The 17,143-nt window shown below is 69.7% G+C and carries 17 protein-coding genes; 14 read left to right on the top strand and 3 right to left on the bottom strand.

Going from position 1 to position 17,143, the window contains the following annotated elements; translation table 11 throughout:
* Nucleotides 1-65 precede the first annotated feature (65 nt).
* On the top strand, nt 66-641 hold the full coding sequence (locus NB3_RS13890; protein WP_067802123.1) for a TetR/AcrR family transcriptional regulator: 576 nt from the start codon (nt 66-68) through the stop codon (nt 639-641).
* A gap of 64 nt (nt 642-705) precedes the next feature.
* On the opposite strand, the gene NB3_RS13885 is transcribed toward NB3_RS13890, so the two are convergent.
* From NB3_RS13885 to NB3_RS13875, 3 genes are read right to left on the bottom strand one after another with little or no spacing between them, the layout of a single operon-like run.
* On the bottom strand, nt 706-1,419 hold the full coding sequence (locus NB3_RS13885; protein WP_067802120.1) for an HD domain-containing protein: 714 nt from the start codon (nt 1,417-1,419) through the stop codon (nt 706-708).
* A gap of 43 nt (nt 1,420-1,462) precedes the next feature.
* The gene (locus tag NB3_RS13880) at nt 1,463-1,912 is read right to left on the bottom strand and encodes an SgcJ/EcaC family oxidoreductase (protein ID WP_067802117.1); all 450 of its coding nucleotides are present in this window, start codon (nt 1,910-1,912) and stop codon (nt 1,463-1,465) included.
* 50 nt (nt 1,913-1,962) lie between these two features.
* Entirely contained in the window at nt 1,963-2,589 is a 627-nt protein-coding gene (locus NB3_RS13875; protein WP_067802114.1) for an alpha-ketoglutarate-dependent dioxygenase AlkB, read from the bottom strand.
* A 133-nt stretch (nt 2,590-2,722) separates the two neighbouring features.
* Between NB3_RS13875 and NB3_RS13870 the strand changes: the two genes are divergently transcribed.
* The 13 genes from NB3_RS13870 (at nt 2,723) to metK (ending at nt 17,124) form a co-directional block, all read left to right on the top strand.
* Nucleotides 2,723-3,580: an SAM-dependent methyltransferase gene (locus NB3_RS13870; RefSeq protein ID WP_067802111.1), complete on the top strand. Its 858-nt coding sequence runs from the start codon at nt 2,723-2,725 to the stop codon at nt 3,578-3,580.
* Nucleotides 3,581-3,714: 134 nt separating this feature from the next.
* On the top strand, nt 3,715-4,347 hold the full coding sequence (pyrR, locus tag NB3_RS13865) for a bifunctional pyr operon transcriptional regulator/uracil phosphoribosyltransferase PyrR (protein ID WP_067802108.1): 633 nt from the start codon (nt 3,715-3,717) through the stop codon (nt 4,345-4,347).
* Between the two features lie 40 nt (nt 4,348-4,387).
* A complete protein-coding gene (locus NB3_RS13860; RefSeq protein ID WP_067802105.1) occupies nt 4,388-5,353 on the top strand; it encodes an aspartate carbamoyltransferase catalytic subunit in 966 nt (321 codons plus the stop codon).
* The gene (locus tag NB3_RS13855; RefSeq protein WP_067802102.1) at nt 5,350-6,654 is read left to right on the top strand and encodes a dihydroorotase; all 1,305 of its coding nucleotides are present in this window, start codon (nt 5,350-5,352) and stop codon (nt 6,652-6,654) included. Before NB3_RS13860 ends, NB3_RS13855 begins: the two co-directional genes overlap by 4 nt.
* A gap of 38 nt (nt 6,655-6,692) precedes the next feature.
* Nucleotides 6,693-7,214: a PH-like domain-containing protein gene (locus NB3_RS13850; protein ID WP_067802098.1), complete on the top strand. Its 522-nt coding sequence runs from the start codon at nt 6,693-6,695 to the stop codon at nt 7,212-7,214.
* Nucleotides 7,211-8,323: a glutamine-hydrolyzing carbamoyl-phosphate synthase small subunit gene (gene carA, locus NB3_RS13845; protein ID WP_067802094.1), complete on the top strand. Its 1,113-nt coding sequence runs from the start codon at nt 7,211-7,213 to the stop codon at nt 8,321-8,323. Before NB3_RS13850 ends, carA begins: the two co-directional genes overlap by 4 nt.
* Complete coding sequence (carB, locus tag NB3_RS13840; RefSeq protein ID WP_067802089.1) at nt 8,323-11,631, top strand: carbamoyl-phosphate synthase large subunit; 3,309 nt, start codon at nt 8,323-8,325, stop codon at nt 11,629-11,631. Before carA ends, carB begins: the two co-directional genes overlap by 1 nt.
* Nucleotides 11,632-11,656: 25 nt before the next feature.
* Nucleotides 11,657-12,481, top strand: coding sequence for an orotidine-5'-phosphate decarboxylase (gene pyrF, locus NB3_RS13835; protein WP_067802287.1), 825 nt, complete (start codon nt 11,657-11,659; stop codon nt 12,479-12,481).
* Nucleotides 12,482-13,051: 570 nt separating this feature from the next.
* Complete coding sequence (gene mihF, locus NB3_RS13830; protein WP_028476708.1) at nt 13,052-13,372, top strand: integration host factor, actinobacterial type; 321 nt, start codon at nt 13,052-13,054, stop codon at nt 13,370-13,372.
* Nucleotides 13,373-13,380: 8 nt separating this feature from the next.
* Entirely contained in the window at nt 13,381-13,965 is a 585-nt protein-coding gene (gene gmk, locus NB3_RS13825) for a guanylate kinase (protein ID WP_067802087.1), read from the top strand.
* 176 nt (nt 13,966-14,141) lie between these two features.
* Nucleotides 14,142-14,423, top strand: a complete 282-nt coding sequence (gene rpoZ, locus NB3_RS13820; protein WP_040780043.1) for a DNA-directed RNA polymerase subunit omega — start codon at nt 14,142-14,144, stop codon at nt 14,421-14,423.
* Nucleotides 14,424-14,467: 44 nt separating this feature from the next.
* The gene (gene coaBC / locus NB3_RS13815; RefSeq protein WP_067802084.1) at nt 14,468-15,691 is read left to right on the top strand and encodes a bifunctional phosphopantothenoylcysteine decarboxylase/phosphopantothenate--cysteine ligase CoaBC; all 1,224 of its coding nucleotides are present in this window, start codon (nt 14,468-14,470) and stop codon (nt 15,689-15,691) included.
* 221 nt (nt 15,692-15,912) lie between these two features.
* Nucleotides 15,913-17,124 (top strand): methionine adenosyltransferase, encoded by a 1,212-nt coding sequence (gene metK / locus NB3_RS13810; protein ID WP_084486213.1) that lies wholly within the window; start codon nt 15,913-15,915, stop codon nt 17,122-17,124.
* Nucleotides 17,125-17,143: the final 19 nt, after the last annotated feature.

The raw sequence follows: 17,143 nt of genomic DNA, 5'->3' as shown, positions 1-17,143 counted from the left end.
GACGGTCCAATTGACCCTGCCGATGATATGGACCGCCGGTCAACTTGTCTAGGAAAGCGGGTGCGATGGGTGACGGACGACCCAGGGAACGGGCGGACGCGGCGCGCAACCGGCGGGCGATAGTGGACGCCACCTTCGCCCTCCTGGCCGAGCACGGCGCCGAGGCGATCACCATGGACCGCGTCGCGGCCGCCGCCGGAGTCGGCAAGGGCACGATCTTCCACCGCTTCGGCAGCCGCGCGGGGCTCTTGCACGAGATGGTCGCGCAGAGCGCGGTCGCGCTGATGGAGGCGATCACCAGCGGCCCGCCACCTCTCGGCCCCGGCGCGCCCGCCGGCGCCCGCCTGATCGCCTACTTCGACGCCATGGCGCGGCTGGTGATCGACAATGCCGAGCTCATGGCCGCCTATCGCACGGAGCCGCCGCATCCGCGAACGGCCGAGTTCCACGCCTTCTGGGACAACCACATCACCACGTTGCTGCGCGAAGCGCGTCCTGATCTGGACGCCGAAGTGGTCGGGCGGTTGCTGCTCGGCGCGCTGAGCGCCGAATTGGTACCGGCCATGGTGCGGGCGGGTGAGACGGAACGGCTACTGGCCGCGGTGCGCGAGCTGGTCGAGTCGGTGCTGCGCGCGCCGTGACGCATCCTGCTGCTGAATGGTCTTGTGCCGGAGGCGGTTTCGATCCGTTCGCGTCGGGTGCTGGTCAGTCCCGCGACAGGATGGCCTCGAACCGTTCGTCGGCCCGGTCCAGCTGATCGAGGATGTGCTGCCGGACGTGTTCGGCCAGTGGTGTGTCGGGCCGGGTGACCAGGTCGCGGTACACATCGGTGAGCGGGCGGTATTTGGCGGCGAGTTTCGCCATCGCGGGGCCGGTCGCGTAGAGGATGCCGACGCCGTTGTCGGTGAAATCCGAGAGCTTGATGACGCGGGCCCACGGGTCGCGGTCCAGATTCGTCGCGACGTGCTCGCGGTACTGCGCCTGCCGGTCGCGCGCCGGATCCGGCTCGGGATTGGTCACCGCGGCGACGAGATCGGCCACTCGCGCGCCGAACCGATCGGTGATCGCGTCCAGCGCGGCGTCGACGGCAGGGCCGGGTCGATCGGCGGCCAACTCGGCGGCATGGTCCTCGACCGAGTCGTGCAGCAGCCCCGCCGCGACCACGTCGGGATCGCGGACCTCGTAGTGGCTGATGATCCGAATCGACACGCGCAGAAGATGACTCAGGTACGGCTCCCGGCCGTAGCGATCGTCGCGATGCAGGTCGGCCGCGAGTTCGAGCGCGGCGGTCAGGCGCTGCGCGTCCGGCAGCTCGGCGATTTCCAGCAGTAGTCGTTCGCGCAGCCCGGCCGCGCCGTAGACCTCGCTGATCGTGTGCAGCGGCATCACGGCCAAGACCCCCGCCCCTGGATTGCTCATGATGCCAGGCTAACCGGAGCGGGGGACACGTGACGGGCGACGATCACTCGGCCTTGGGCACCAAGGTGTTCTGCCGCGCGGCGACGTACCAGCGCTCGCCTTCCTTGACGAAGACGTACAGCGCGATCATGGCGTGATCGAGCTCGATGGGCTCGCCGTCCGGCGTGGTCGCCCACGCGCGCTTGTGCGCGATCGCGACGTCGGGACGCAGGAAGGTGATGTCGGCGATCTCATAGCGGGCGTACTGGTCGGCGAGGAATCCGGCCAGACCTCGGCGGCTGGCGTCGAGCAGCGCGTCGAATCCGGTGATCAGCGTGCCCATCGCGTTGACGACGGCCGCGTTGGCGGTGAAATCCGCCGACAGCAGCTCGGCGTCATTGGTGTTGAAACCGGTCTCCGCGTTGGCGACGATCTGCCGGATCGCGGCGATGTCGGCGGAGTGGTCGACCGTCGTGTCCTCGACCGAGGGTGGTGTGGATGTTGTCGTACTCATGCGACGAGCTTCCGACCTCAACTTGGGTTCAGGTCAAACCCCCGGCCGGGTCAGCGAACGCCGCGCGGCCGGTACTGGATGCTGATCCGGGGGCCGGTGGATTTGCGCGTCTTGGGCACCGCGTGCTCCCAGGTGCGCTGGCAGGAGCCGCCCATCACGAGGAGATCGCCGTGTCCGACCAGGTATCTGATGCTCGCGCCACCGCCGCGGGGCCGCAGCAGCAATGCCCTCGGCGCCCCGATCGACACGATCGCGACCATGGTGTCGTGGGTGGCGCCGCGGCCGATGTCGTCGCCGTGCCAGGCGACGCTGTCGCGCCCGTCCCGGTAGTAGCACAGGCCCGCGGTGCGGAACGGTTCGCCGAGTTCGTGCCGATAGTGCTCGCTCAGTGCCGCGCGCGCGTCGTCCAGTGCCGGATCGGGCAACGGTTCGTGCTCCGCGTAGAACCGCAGCAGCCTTGGCACGTCCACCATGCGGTCGTACATCGGCCTGCGCTCGGCTTTCCACGGCACGCGGTCGACCAGCCGGTCGAACAGCGCGTCGGCGCCGGAAAGCCAGCCGGGCAGCAGATCCACCCAGGCGCCGTGGTCGAGCACCGTGCGGCGCGCGTCGCGCAGCGGCCCGAGTTCGGTGTCGCCGAACCCGTCGAGCAGCGATCCCTGCAGTGGTGTGGACATGCGGCCGAGCCTACCGCCGTTCGAACGTATGTGCTAGCGGTTTTCGGTCACCCTTCTCGGATCTTCGTCTCGCGTTGCCGGTAGGCCGAGTACCTTGCCGAGCGGGATGTCACTCGGACGAGGGGAGTCGTCGATGACCGAAACCACACCGCAAGCGCCGACGGCGGGCGTAGCGATGACAGCGCTCGGAGTGGCGGTGATCCGCGCATGGGAATCGCGCAGGCCGGACCGCCTCTACGACGACCCGTGGGCGCACCTGTTCGCCGACGCCGCGCGTCGCGCTTTCGGCGCCGAGCCGGGGGGTGAAGAGCGCTGGGCGCGGTTGGAGGCGCTGGCCGAGAAGTTCTACGAGGGCCGCAGCGTCTCCGTGCGCCTGGTGGACGACAGCGCCCGAGCGGCCGTCGCGGCGGGTTGCGGGCAGGTTGTCATCCTCGGCGCGGGCTTGGACACCAGGGCCTACCGGTTGCCGCTGCCGCGCGAGGTCGAGGTCTTCGAGATCGACCTGCCCGAGTTGTTCCAGTTCAAAGAACCGGTGCTGGAGGCGGCGGGCGCCCGTCCGGTATGCGCGCGCCACGTCGTGGCGGCCGATCTGCGGGGCGATTGGGCGGCCGCGCTGCGCGCGCGTGGCTTCCGCGCCGACGTCCCGACCCACTGGATCGACGAAGGAGTCCTCGGCTACCTGCGGCGCGCGGAAGCCATGCGGGTGGCGGCCACGCTGACGGAGCTGTCCGCGCCGGAGAGCCGGTTCGGACTCGGCAAGTTCGACACCGATCAGCACAGCGACCGGTACACCGAACTGCGGCGGCTGGTGCGGGCAGGCGCGGCCGGACCGAGGGAGCCCAGTGGGCTGGGACCCGACGCGGAACAGTGGCTCGCCGAGCACGGATGGCGGATCGAGTTCCGGGCCTGGGACGACCTGGTGGCGCCGCTCGAACGCCCGGCCGCCTTCGGCAACCGGGATCTCGGACTGGTTCTCGCCGTCCGCCGGTAGCGGGGCCGCCGCGGCCAGTGGCCCCGCTCACAGCGGCATATGCCTGGTGAAAGCGGGGTTCGAGCCGCTGCTACGCTGCTTGCCGTAAGACATCCTTTAACGGACCGTCCGGTGAGGCGGGGAAGGAGGTCGGCATGGCTGTGCCCGAAGAACGGGCCGCCAGGTCCGGCGCTGCCGAGACATCGCAGCGACATACCCCGGAATGGGTGGCGGCGGGGCGAGAGCTGTTGTCGGCTTCGGATGTCGGACGGACGATCGCGCGCATCGCGCACCAGATCATCGAGAAGACCGCGCTGGACGCGGGCGAGCCGGGCGCGCCACGCGTGGTGCTGATCGGCATCCCCACCAGGGGCACCACCCTGGCGGCGCGGCTCACCGGCAAGATCGAGGAATTCTCCGGCGTCCGCCCGGCGCTGGGCTCGCTCGACATCACCCTCTACCGGGACGATCTGCGTAGCCGTCCGCACCGGCCGCTGGAGCGCACGTCGGTTCCGGAAGGCGGTATCGAGGACGCGCTGGTGGTCCTGGTCGACGACGTCCTGTTCTCCGGTCGCACCGTCCGCTCCGCGCTCGACGGCCTGCGTGACCTCGGCCGCCCGCGCGCGGTGCAGCTGGCGGTGCTCATCGACCGCGGTCACCGGGAACTGCCGATCCGCGCCGATTACGTGGGCAAGAACGTGCCGACCAACCGCTCCGAGGACATCTCGGTGCTGCTCACCGAGCACGACGGCCGCGACGGCGTCTACCTGCACCAGGAGGAGGCGTGATGACACCGCCACACGCCGGCTCACGGCAGGAGGCGGGCGCATGAGGCATCTGCTGTCGGTCGCCGCGCTCGATCGCGCCGCCGCGACCGAGCTGCTCGACGAGGCCGAACGGTTCGAACAGGCGCTGCTCGGCCGCGAGGTGCACAAACTGCCCACGCTGCGCGGACGCACCGTGATGACCGTCTTCTACGAGAACTCCACCCGCACCAGGGTGTCGTTCGAGGTGGCGGGCAAGTGGATGAGCGCGGACGTGATCAACGTGAGCGCGAGCAGTTCCTCCGTCTCGAAGGGTGAGTCGCTGCGCGACACCGCGCTGACCTTGCACGCCGCGGGAGCCGACGCGCTGATCGTGCGGCATCCGGCGTCCGGAGCCGCACACCAGATCGCCCGCTGGATGGACGAGTGGGCGGTCTCGGCGGGGCGCGGCTCCGGCCCCGCGGTGGTCAACGCGGGCGACGGAACCCACGAGCACCCGACCCAGGCGCTGCTGGACGCGCTGACGCTGCGGCAACGGCTCGGCGACATCGAGGGCAAGCGGGTGGTCATCGTCGGCGACATCCTGCACAGCCGGGTCGCGCGCTCGAACGTCTTCCTGCTCGCCACGCTCGGCGCGGAGGTCGTGCTGGTCGCCCCGCGCACGCTGCTGCCGGTGGGGGTGGAGTCCTGGCCCGCTCGCGTCTCACACCACCTGGACGCCGAGCTGATCGGCGCCGACGCGGTGCTGATGCTGCGCGTGCAGGCCGAACGGATGAACGGCGGATTCTTCCCGTCGGCCCGCGAGTACTCGATCACCTACGGCCTCTCCGAGCGCAGGCTGGCCCTGCTCGAAGACCACGCCGTGGTGCTGCACCCCGGCCCGATGCTGCGCGGCATGGAGATCGCGTCCTCGGTGGCGGACTCTCCGAAAGCCGCGGTGCTGCAACAGGTCACCAACGGGGTGCACATGCGGATGGCGGTGCTGTTCCGCCTGCTCGTCGGAACACAGGAGGCGGTGGCTCGAGCGTGAACGTACTGATCAAAGGTGCGCTGCTGTACGGAGAGGGCGAGCCGGTCGACGTGCTCGTCGCCGACGGGGAGATCCGGCAGATCGGCACCGATCTGGGCGTGGTCGACGCCGAGGTCATCGACGCGCGGGGCCAGATCCTGCTGCCCGGCTTCGTCGACCTGCACACCCACCTGCGGGAACCGGGCCGCGAGGACACCGAGACCATCGAGACCGGTTCGGCCGCCGCCGCGCTCGGCGGCTACACCGCGGTGTTCGCGATGGCCAACACCAACCCGGTCGCCGACTCGGTGGTCGTCACCGACCATGTGTGGCGGCGGGGGCGGGAGGTCGGCCTGGTCGACGTGTATCCGGTCGGCGCGGTCACCGTGGGGCTGGAGGGCAAGCAGCTCGCCGAGATGGGGACCATGGCCGCGGGCGTCGGGGCGGTGCGCATGTTCTCCGACGACGGTCACTGCGTCCACGACCCGTTGATCATGCGCCGGGCCTTGGAGTACGCGAATTCGCTCGGGGTGCTGATCGCCCAGCACGCGGAGGAGCCGAGGCTGACCAAGGGCGCCGTCGCGCACGAGGGACCGACCGCGGCCCGGCTGGGATTGGCCGGCTGGCCGCGCGCGGCCGAGGAGTCGATCGTGGCGCGCGACGCCCTGCTGGCGCGCGACGCGGGCGCCCGCGTGCACATCTGCCACGCCTCCACCGCGGGCACCGTGGAACTGGTGAAGTGGGCGAAAGCGCAGGGCATCTCGATCACCGCCGAGGTCACCCCGCACCACCTGCTGCTGGACGACTCCCGGTTGGAGACCTACGACGCGGTCAACAAGGTCAACCCGCCGCTGCGCGAGGCCTCCGACGCCGCCGCGCTGCGGCAGGCGCTGGCCGAGGGCATCATCGATTGCGTCGCCACCGACCACGCGCCGCACGCCGAGCAGGACAAGTGCTGCGAGTTCGCCGCGGCCCGGCCCGGCATGCTCGGGCTGGAGACGGCGCTGTCGATCATCGTGCGGACCATGGTCGAGCCGGGGTTGCTGGACTGGCGCGGCGTCGCCCGCGTGATGAGCGAGCGCCCCGCCGCGATCGTCGGCTTGGACGAGCACGGCAGACCGCTCGAGGTCGGCGAGCCGGCCAACCTGACGCTGGTCGACCCGGAGGCGAGCTGGACGGTGCGCGGAAAGGACCTGGCCAGCATCTCGAACAACACGCCGTTCGAGGCGATGACCTTCCCGGCGCGGGTCACGGCGACGCTGCTGCGCGGCCGGGTCACCGCCAGGGACGGCAAGGCGCTCGGCAACCGGGCGGAGGCGTAGATGAGCGACCGAGGCGCAGCCGTTCGAGGAGGTTCGTAGTGGAAAGAACGCTCTGGGTGGTGGGGCTGCTGATCCTGTTCGGGGTCTGCCTCTTGCTGATGTACCGGGGTTGGCGCAACCGCGCGGAACGGCAGGCCGAGCGCATCGGCGCGCTGCCCGCCGTGCCCGCCGAACTGGGCGCGCAGGTACTGGAGCCGACCACCGGCCTGTACCTGGGCAGCACCATCGCGCCGAGCTGGCAGGACCGGATCACGGTCGGCGACCTGGGTTTCCGGGCCACCGCCGAACTCACCCGGTTCGAAAAGGGAATTCTGCTCGAACGCGACGGTGCGGCGGTGATCTGGATTCCGGAGGAATCCGTCACTGCGGTGCGCACCGAACGCGGCCATGCGGGCAAAGTGATGACAGAAGATGGTGTGCTGGTCATTCGCTGGAAGCTGCCGACCGGAACCGAGATCGATACGGGTTTCCGCGGCGACGACAAGTCGGTCTATCCGGCTTGGCGCAGGCTTCCCGCGGCGGATCAGAGCGGGACGACGACGGGAGATGACGAGGGATGACAGGAGAAGCAGCACTCGTGCTGGAGGACGGCCGGGTATTCCGCGGCCAGGCCTACGGCGCCGTGGGCCAGACGCTCGGTGAGGCGGTGTTCTGCACCGCGATGACCGGGTACCAGGAGACCCTCACCGACCCGTCCTATCACCGCCAGATCGTGGTGGCCGCCGCGCCGCAGATCGGCAACACCGGCTGGAACGACGAGGACGACGAATCCACGAAGATCTGGGTCGCCGGGTACGCGGTGCGCGACCCGGCGCGGCGCGCGTCCAACTGGCGCGCCAGCAGGACCCTGCCGGACGAGCTGGAACGGCAGCGGGTCGTCGGCATCGCCGGCATCGACACCCGCGCGCTGGTGCGTCATCTGCGCACCCGCGGCTCGATGAAGGCGGGCATCTTCTCCGGCGACGCGCTCGCCGCCACCGAGGAACTGGTGGCCAGGGTGAACGGGCAGCCGTCCATGCTCGGCGCCGACCTGGCGGGCGAGGTCAGCACGGACGCGCTCTACACGATCGAGCCGGACGGCGACCACCGGCACACCGTCGTCGCGGTCGATCTCGGGATCAAGACCAACACCCCGCGCATGTTCGCGCAGCGCGGCACCCGGGTGCACGTGGTGTCCTCGGCCACCACGCTGGATCAGATCCTCGAACTGAAGCCCGACGGGGTCTTCCTGTCCAACGGTCCGGGCGACCCGGCCACCGCCGACGCGGCGGTCGAGCTGACCCGGGGCGTGCTCGGCCAGGGCCTGCCGCTGTTCGGCATCTGCTTCGGCAACCAGATCCTCGGCCGCGCGCTCGGCCGTGGCACCTACAAGATGAAGTTCGGCCACCGCGGCATCAACATCCCGGTGGTGGAGCACGAGACCGGCCGCATCTCGATCACCGCGCAGAACCACGGGTTCGCGCTGGAGGGCGAGCGGGGCGAGCGCTTCGACACGCCCTTCGGCACGGCCGAGGTCAGTCATGTCTGCGCCAACGACGGCACCGTCGAGGGCGTCCGGCTGGTCGACGGCCGCGCCTTCTCCGTGCAATACCACCCGGAAGCCGCCGCCGGACCCCACGACGCCGCGTATCTGTTCGACCGTTTCGCCGGTCTCATGGAAGGAGCCTGATGCCTCGCCGCGAGGATCTCGAGCACATCCTGGTGATCGGCTCTGGCCCGATCGTCATCGGCCAGGCGTGCGAATTCGACTACTCCGGCACGCAGGCGTGCCGGGTGTTGCGGGCCGAGGGCCTGCGGGTGTCGCTGGTCAACTCGAACCCGGCGACGATCATGACCGATCCGGAGTTCGCCGACTCCACCTACGTGGAGCCGATCACGCCGGAGTTCGTCGAGAAGGTCATCGAGAAGGAGCGCCCGGACGCCATCCTGGCCACCCTCGGCGGCCAGACCGCGCTGAACACCGCGGTCGCGCTGCACGAGCGCGGGGTGCTGGAGAAGTACGGCGTGGAGCTGATCGGCGCCGACTTCGACGCCATCCAGCGCGGTGAGGACCGGCAGAAGTTCAAGGACATCGTGGCCAAGGTGGGCGGCGAGAGCGCCCGCTCGCGGGTCTGCTTCACCATGGACGAGGTCCGCGAGACGGTCGCCGAACTCGGCTACCCCGTGGTGGTGCGCCCGTCGTTCACCATGGGCGGCCTCGGTTCCGGCATGGCCTACAACGAAGAGGACCTCGATCGCATCGCGGGCGGCGGCCTGGCCGCATCGCCCACCGCGAACGTCCTGATCGAGGAGTCCATCCTCGGCTGGAAGGAATACGAGCTCGAGCTGATGCGCGACGGCCGCGACAACGTCGTGGTGGTCTGCTCGATCGAGAACGTCGACCCGATGGGCGTGCACACCGGCGACTCGATGACCGTCGCCCCCGCGATGACGCTCACCGACCGCGAGTACCAGAAGCTGCGCGATCTCGGCATCGCCATCCTGCGCGAGGTCGGCGTCGACACCGGCGGCTGCAACATCCAGTTCGCGGTGAACCCGCTCGACGGCCGCCTGATCGTCATCGAGATGAACCCGCGGGTGTCGCGTTCGTCCGCGCTGGCGTCGAAGGCGACCGGCTTCCCGATCGCGAAGATCGCCGCCAAGCTGGCCATCGGATACACGCTCGACGAGATCGTCAACGACATCACCAAGGAAACCCCGGCCTGCTTCGAGCCGACCCTGGACTACGTGGTCGTGAAGGCGCCGCGGTTCGCGTTCGAGAAGTTCCCCGGCGCCGACGGCACGCTGACCACCACCATGAAGTCCGTCGGCGAGGCCATGTCGCTCGGCCGCAACTTCTCCGAGGCGCTCGGCAAGGTGCTGCGTTCGCTGGAGACCAAGGCCGCGGGCTTCTGGACCCAGGACGACGGCGCGTGGACCGACGTCGAGGCGATCCTCGAGGATCTGCGTACGCCCACCGAGGGCCGCATCTACCAGGTGGAACGCGCGCTGCGGCTGGGCGCGAGCATCGATGACGTCGCCGCGGCCTCCGGCATCGACCCGTGGTTCGTGGCCGAAGTGGCCGGTCTGGTCGAGCTGCGCCAGGAGATCCTCGACGCGCCCGTGCTGGACGAACCGCTGCTGCGCCGGGCCAAGCACTACGGCCTGTCGGATCGTCAGCTGGCCGCACTCCGGCCGGAGCTGGCGGGGGAGACCGGCGTGCGCGCCCTGCGTCACCGGCTCGGCATCCGCCCGGTCTTCAAGACGGTCGACACCTGCGCCGCCGAGTTCGAGGCCAAGACCCCGTACCACTACTCGGCCTACGAGCTCGATCCCGCGGCCGAGTCCGAGGTGGCGCCGCAGCGCGAACGCGAGAAGGTGATCATCCTCGGGTCCGGGCCCAACCGCATCGGCCAGGGCATCGAGTTCGACTACTCGTGCGTGCACGCGGCGCAGACGCTGTCGCAGGCCGGTTACGAGACGGTGATGGTCAACTGCAACCCCGAGACCGTCTCCACCGACTACGACACCGCCGACCGCCTCTACTTCGAGCCGCTGACCTTCGAAGACGTGCTCGAGGTCTACCACTCCGAGTGCGAGTCCGGCACCGTCGTCGGGGTCATCGTGCAGCTGGGCGGGCAGACCCCGCTCGGCCTCGCGCAGCGGCTCACCGCGGCGGGCGTGCCGGTGGTCGGCACCAGCGCGGCCGCCATCGACCTGGCCGAAGACCGCGGCGAGTTCGGTGACGTGCTGGTCGCGGCCGGGCTGCCCGCACCGAAGTACGGCACCGCGACCACCTTCGCGCAGGCGCGCAAGATCGCCAACGATATCGGCTACCCGGTGCTGGTGCGCCCGTCCTACGTGCTCGGCGGCCGCGGCATGGAGATCGTCTACGACGAGAACTCCCTGGAGGGCTACATCTCCCGCGCGACCGAACTCAGCCCGGAGCATCCGGTGCTGGTCGACCGGTTCCTGGAGGACGCGATCGAGATCGACGTCGACGCGCTGTGCGACGGCGAGGAGGTCTACCTCGGCGGCGTGATGGAGCACATCGAGGAGGCGGGCATCCATTCCGGCGACTCCGCCTGCGCGCTGCCCCCGATCACGTTGGGCCGCAGCGACATCGAGGCGGTGCGCCGCTCGACCGTCGCGCTGGCCAAGGGCATCGGCGTGCGCGGCCTGCTCAACGTGCAGTACGCGCTCAAGGACGACGTGCTCTACGTCCTGGAGGCCAATCCGCGCGCGAGCCGGACGGTTCCGTTCGTGTCCAAGGCCACCGCGGTGCCGCTGGCCAAGGCCGCCGCGCGGATCATGCTCGGCGCCACCATCGCCGAACTGCGCAAGGAGGGCATGCTGCCGAGCGAGGGCGACGGCGGGCACGTCGCGCTGGACGCTCCGGTCGCGGTCAAGGAGGCCGTGCTGCCGTTCCACCGCTTCCGGCGCGCCGACGGCAGCGGTATCGACTCGCTGCTGTCGCCGGAGATGAAGTCGACCGGCGAGGTGATGGGCATCGACGCCGATTTCGGCACGGCCTTCGCCAAGAGCCAGACCGCCGCCTACGGCTCGCTGCCCACCGAGGGCACCGTGTTCGTCTCGATCGCCAACCGGGACAAGCGCGCGATGGTCTTCCCGGTGAAGCGCCTGCACGACCTCGGCTTCCGCATCCTCGCCACCGAGGGCACCGCGGAAATGCTGCGCCGCAACGGGATTCCGTGCGAGCAGGTGCGCAAGCACTCCGAGGTGCGGCCGGACGACGAGCCGACGATCGTGGAGCAGATCCGCGACGGCGAGGTGGACATGGTGTTCAACACGCCCTACGGCAACTCCGGCCCCCGCGTCGACGGCTACGAGATCCGCAGCGCGGCGGTCGGGGTGAACATCCCGTGCATCACCACCGTGCAGGGTGCGGCGGCCGCGGTGCAGGGCATCGAGGCGAGCATCAACGGCGGCATCGGCGTGCGGTCGCTGCAGGAGCTGCACGCGGTGCTGCGTGGGTGAGCCGCGATCGGACGGAACGGGCGAGATGAAGACCTTCGGTGGCCGCCTGCGGCACGCGATGCGGGAGTTCGGGCCCGTGTGCGTCGGGATCGACCCGCATCCGGAGCTGCTGCGGTCCTGGGGTCTTCCCGAGGACGCCGAGGGACTCGAACGCTTCGCCGAGATCTGCGTGGAAGCGTTCGACGGCCTGGTGGCGCTGGTCAAGCCGCAGGTGGCGTTCTTCGAGGCCTACGGTTCCCGGGGCATCGCGGTGCTGGAACGCACCATCGAGGTGTTGCGGGCCTCGGGAACCTTGGTGCTCGCCGACGCCAAACGCGGCGACATCGGGTCGACCATGGACGCCTACGCGCGGACCTGGCTGGCCGACGGCCCGCTCGGGTCCGACGCGGTGACGGTGTCGCCGTACCTGGGATTCGGTTCGCTGGCACCGGCGCTGACCCTCGCCGAAGTGGGCCACCGCGGCGTCTTCGTGCTGGCGGCGACCTCGAATCCCGAGGGCGCCCAGGTGCAGCGCGCGGTCGCCGCGGACGGCCGCACGGTCGCGCAGATCATGGTCGACGAGGCGGCGGCTCGCAACGCGGGCGCGGAGTTCGGCTCGGTCGGCGTGGTGGTCGGCGCGACGCTCAGCGCCGCGCCCGATCTGTCCGCGCTCAACGGCCCCATCCTCATGCCGGGGGTCGGCGCCCAGGGCGGTGGCCCGGAAACCATCCGGGGACTGGTCGGTGAGCCGATGCTCGCGGCGGTCGTGCCGAACGTCTCGCGCGAGGTGCTGAAGGACGGACCGACCGTTCCGGCACTGCGTGCCAAAGTGCGCGAGTTCCAGGACGCGTTCGCTTTCCTCCAGAAATGACCGCGAAAGGCCGGCGCATCCGCGCCGGCCTTTCGCGTTTCCGCCTCTTGTGCGTGCAGCTGTTCGCACACACGTGCCCCTTAGCGGGGCCTGTGTGCGCTGCTGCGCTGATTTCGGGGCCCATCGGTGTCACCGGGTGGGCGCATCGCCCCTGGACCGGCGTACAGGGCCAGGATCGGCACCGGATGCCGGGCCGTGGCGGCCGCGACAGGCCGAATGTGTCGCCCGACACGCACAAAAAACTCGCGACACGCGGAGAATTTCCAGAAAGTTCCTGGTAGGGCGCGTGAGGGGTTGCTGGAGAGATGCGCTGCCGTGTCGCAACCCTTCCGCAAACCATTCGGTTTGTCGAAAACACCCTGCTGACGGCGTATTTCGCTGATCGAGCAGCGGGATGCGCTCGGTGGCGCGGGCGGGGCCGGCACCGGGCCGCCCGGGTGCGGTCCGTACCCGGAATCATGCGCTGACCTGGGGGGTGGGTTCGCAATCGGCGGACGTCGTGGGTACGGTCGCTGAGACTGCCGGGTTACCGGCAGGAGTTGATGCAATGAACGATGAGACGGAGGAACCGTGGCCCTTCCCCAGCTGACTGACGAGCAGCGCGCCGCTGCTTTGGAGAAGGCGGCTGCCGCTCGCCGCGCTCGGGCGGAGCTCAAGGAGCGCTTGAAGCGTGGCGGCACCAACCTGAAGCAGGTCCTCACCGATGCCGAGACCGACGAGATCCTCGGCAAGATGAAGGTGTCGGCGCTGCTGGAGGCCCTGCCGAAGGTGGGCAAGGTCAAGGCGGCGGAAATCATGAGCGAGCTGGAGATCGCCCCCACCCGGCGGCTGCGCGGACTCGGCGACCGGCAGCGCAAGGCGCTGCTGGCCCGGTTCGACTTCGACGCCTGACGACGAGGGTGATCGAACACACGCGGAAGGGTCGACTGGTCGTACTGGTCGGCCCCTCGGCCGTGGGCAAGTCCACCGTGGTCCGCTGTGTCCGCGAACGGCTGCCCGACCTGGTCTTCAGCGTGTCGGCAACGACCCGGGCCCCGCGGCCCGGGGAGGTCGACGGCCTCGACTACCACTTCGTCTCCCGTGCGGAGTTCGACGCGATGATCGAGGCGGGTGAGCTGCTCGAATGGGCGGACATCCACGGCGGGCTGCAGCGTTCGGGCACCCCCGCCGGGCCGGTGCGCGCCGCGCTGGCCGAAGGCCTTCCGGTATTGGTGGAAGTGGATCTGGAAGGCGCGCGATCGGTGCGCCGGGCGATCCCGGACGCGATCCTGGTCTTCCTGGCCCCGCCGAGCTGGGAAGAGCTGGTGGCGCGCCTGACCTCGCGCGGCACCGAGTCGCCCGAGGTGATCGAGCGCCGCTTGGAGACGGCCAGGATCGAGCTGGCGGCCTGTGACGAGTTCGACATGGTTATCGTCAACGACGAGGTGACCAGCGCCTGTGAGCAGTTGGTATCGTTGTTCGTTAGCACAAATTCGAGTTCGTGACCCCCACCTGCGCATGAGCGATCAGGCCCGGAGGAGGTAGCCTGCGTAACCACGTAGGGCCCTTCGCGCATGCGCAATCCACTTCGGCATGAGTGACCAGGGCCCGGAAGCGGCAGGCCGCCGCACTCGCAGGGCCCCTCGTTCATCCGCCAGACCACACAGCAGGAGTCTCCCTAGTGAGCAGTACGGACACCAAGACCGCGCCCGCATACGACACGCCGGTCGGCCTCACCAACCCGCCGATCGACGAGTTGCTGGAGCGCACGTCGTCCAAGTACGCCCTGGTCATCTATGCGGCCAAGCGGGCCAGGCAGATCAACGACTACTACAACCAGCTCGGCGACGGCATCCTCGAATACGTCGGCCCGCTGGTCGAGCCGGGTCTGCAGGAGAAGCCGCTGTCGGTCGCGCTGCGCGAGATCCACGCCGACCTGCTCGAGCACTCCGAAGGCGAGTGAGGCGAACCCGGTTCGCCAGTGACCACGACTAGGCCGGAGGCGTAGTGACCACAAGGATCGTCGTCGGTGTGGCCGGAGGGATCGCCGCCTACAAGGCGTGCTCTCTGGTCCGGCGATTCACCGAAACCGGACATGACGTCCGGGTGATCCCCACCACCTCGGCGCTGGAGTTCGTCGGCAAGGCGACCTTCGAGGCACTGTCCGGGAACCCGGTGCACACCGGTGTGTTCTCCGACGTGCCCGAGGTCCCGCATGTTCGGCTGGGCCAGGAGGCGGACCTCGTGGTCATCGCCCCGGCGACCGCCGACCTCATGGCCCGCGCCGCGTCCGGCCGCGCCGACGACCTGCTCACCGCCACGTTGCTGACGGCCCGATGTCCGATCCTGTTCGCGCCCGCGATGCACACCGAGATGTGGGAGCATCCGGCGACCGTCGCCAACGTCGCGACTTTGCGCGCCCGCGGTGCGATCGTCATGGAGCCGGCCGCGGGCAGGCTCACCGGCGCCGACACCGGCCCGGGACGCCTGCCGGAGCCCGAGGAGATCTTCGGCCTCGCGTCGCTGCTCATGGAACGTGCCGACGCGATCCCGCGGGATCTGGAGGGCCGCCGGGTCGTCATCACGGCGGGCGGCACCAGGGAGCCGCTGGATCCGGTGCGCTTCCTCGGCAACCGCAGCTCCGGCAAGCAGGGCTACGCGCTCGCGCGGGTCGCGGCCCAGCGGGGCGCCCACGTGACGTTGATCGCGGGCAACACGATCGAGATGGCGGCGCCCGCCGCCGTCGACCTGGTGCACATCACCACCGCCGAACAGCTGAAGACCGCCGTCGACAAGCACGCCGTCGGCGCCGACGCGGTGATCATGGCCGCCGCGGTCGCCGATTTCCGGCCGACCAACGTCGCCGCCGCCAAGATCAAGAAGGGCGCCGGCGAACCCGACGTCATTCCGCTGACCAAGACCGACGACATCCTCGCCGGATTGGTGCAGGCGCGCCGCGACGGGCAGCTGCCCGGCACCGCGATCGTCGGCTTCGCCGCCGAGACCGGTGACGAGCACGGCGACGTCCTCACCCACGCGCGGGCCAAACTCGCCCGCAAGGGCTGCGACCTGCTCGTGGTCAACGCGGTCGGTGAGGGCAAGGCGTTCGAGGTGGACACCAACGACGGCTGGCTGCTCGGCGCGGACGGCACCGAACAGGCGCTCGATCACGGCTCCAAGGCGTTGCTGGCCAGCCGTGTGCTCGACGCGCTGGGTGGATTGCTGCGCTGAACCGGCCGGGATCGCCATCCGGTGCGCAGTCCGCGACGTCGTCATCGAATCGCCACCGTATGGGCACCGGGAGTTCAGCTGTCCGGGACGGCCGCGTCGTTTGTTGCGGTCCGCCTTGTCGGTGATTTGGAATAGGCTGAGATATAAGGGTTGCGCAGTCACGACATCGCGTTACTGTCGCAAGCCGATACGAGTAACCCGTTGAGGGAGAGGGAAGAACTGTGCGCACGTCCGGGAGCCGGCTTTTCACCAGTGAGTCCGTGACCGAAGGTCATCCGGACAAAATCTGTGATGCCATCAGCGATTCCATTCTCGACGCGTTGCTCGCGGAGGATCCGCGCAGCCGGGTCGCGGTGGAAACCCTCGTGACGACCGGCCAGGTCCATGTCGCGGGTGAGGTCACCACGTCGGCGTACGCCGATATTCCCCGAATTGTCCGGGAAAAGGTGTTGGAAATCGGATATGACTCGTCGGCAAAGGGATTCGACGGAAATTCCTGCGGTGTGAATATCGCGATCGGCGCGCAGTCGCCGGATATCGCGCAGGGTGTGGACACCTCGCACGAGGCTCGCGTCGGCGGCTCGGACGACGAGATCGAGCGGCAGGGCGCGGGCGATCAGGGCTTGATGTTCGGCTACGCCACCAAGGACACGCCCGAGTTGATGCCGTTGCCGATCGCGCTCGCGCACCGGTTGTCGCGCCGCCTGACCGAGGTGCGCAAGACCGGCGTGCTGCCCTACCTGCGCCCGGACGGCAAGACGCAGGTCACCATCGAGTACGACGGCGATCGCCCGGTCCGCTTGGACACGGTGGTCGTCTCCACCCAGCACGCCGCCGACATCGACCTGGACAACCTGCTCGCGCCCGACATCAGGGAGAAGGTTCTCGAGGCGGTGCTGGCCGACCTCGACGTGCCGAGCCTGGACATCTCGGACATCCGCCTGCTGGTCAACCCCACCGGCAAGTTCGTGCTCGGCGGCCCGATGGGCGACGCGGGCCTGACCGGCCGCAAGATCATCGTCGACACCTACGGCGGCATGGCCCGCCACGGCGGCGGCGCCTTCTCCGGCAAGGACCCGTCGAAGGTGGACCGCTCGGCCGCCTACGCCATGCGCTGGGTCGCGAAGAACGTCGTCGCGGCCGATCTGGCCGACCGCGTCGAGGTCCAGGTGGCCTACGCGATCGGCAAGGCGGCTCCGGTCGGCCTGTTCGTCGAGACCTTCGGCACCGAGAAGGTCGACCCGGCGCGCATCAGCACCGCGATCACCGAGGTCTTCGACCTGCGTCCCGGCGCCATCATCCGCGACCTGGACCTGCTGCGCCCGATCTACGCGCCGACCGCCGCGTACGGCCACTTCGGCCGCACCGACGTCGACCTGCCGTGGGAGCACACCGACCGCGCGGACAAGTTGCGCGCCGCCGTCGGCCTCTGATCACGATCAGGTCCGAGTG

The organism is Nocardia beijingensis NBRC 16342, from assembly GCF_001612785.1.
Classification (GTDB): Bacteria; Actinomycetota; Actinomycetes; order Mycobacteriales; family Mycobacteriaceae; genus Nocardia; species Nocardia beijingensis.
Note: the sequence above shows the minus strand (reverse complement) of the source record. Positions and strands in the feature narration are given on the sequence as shown.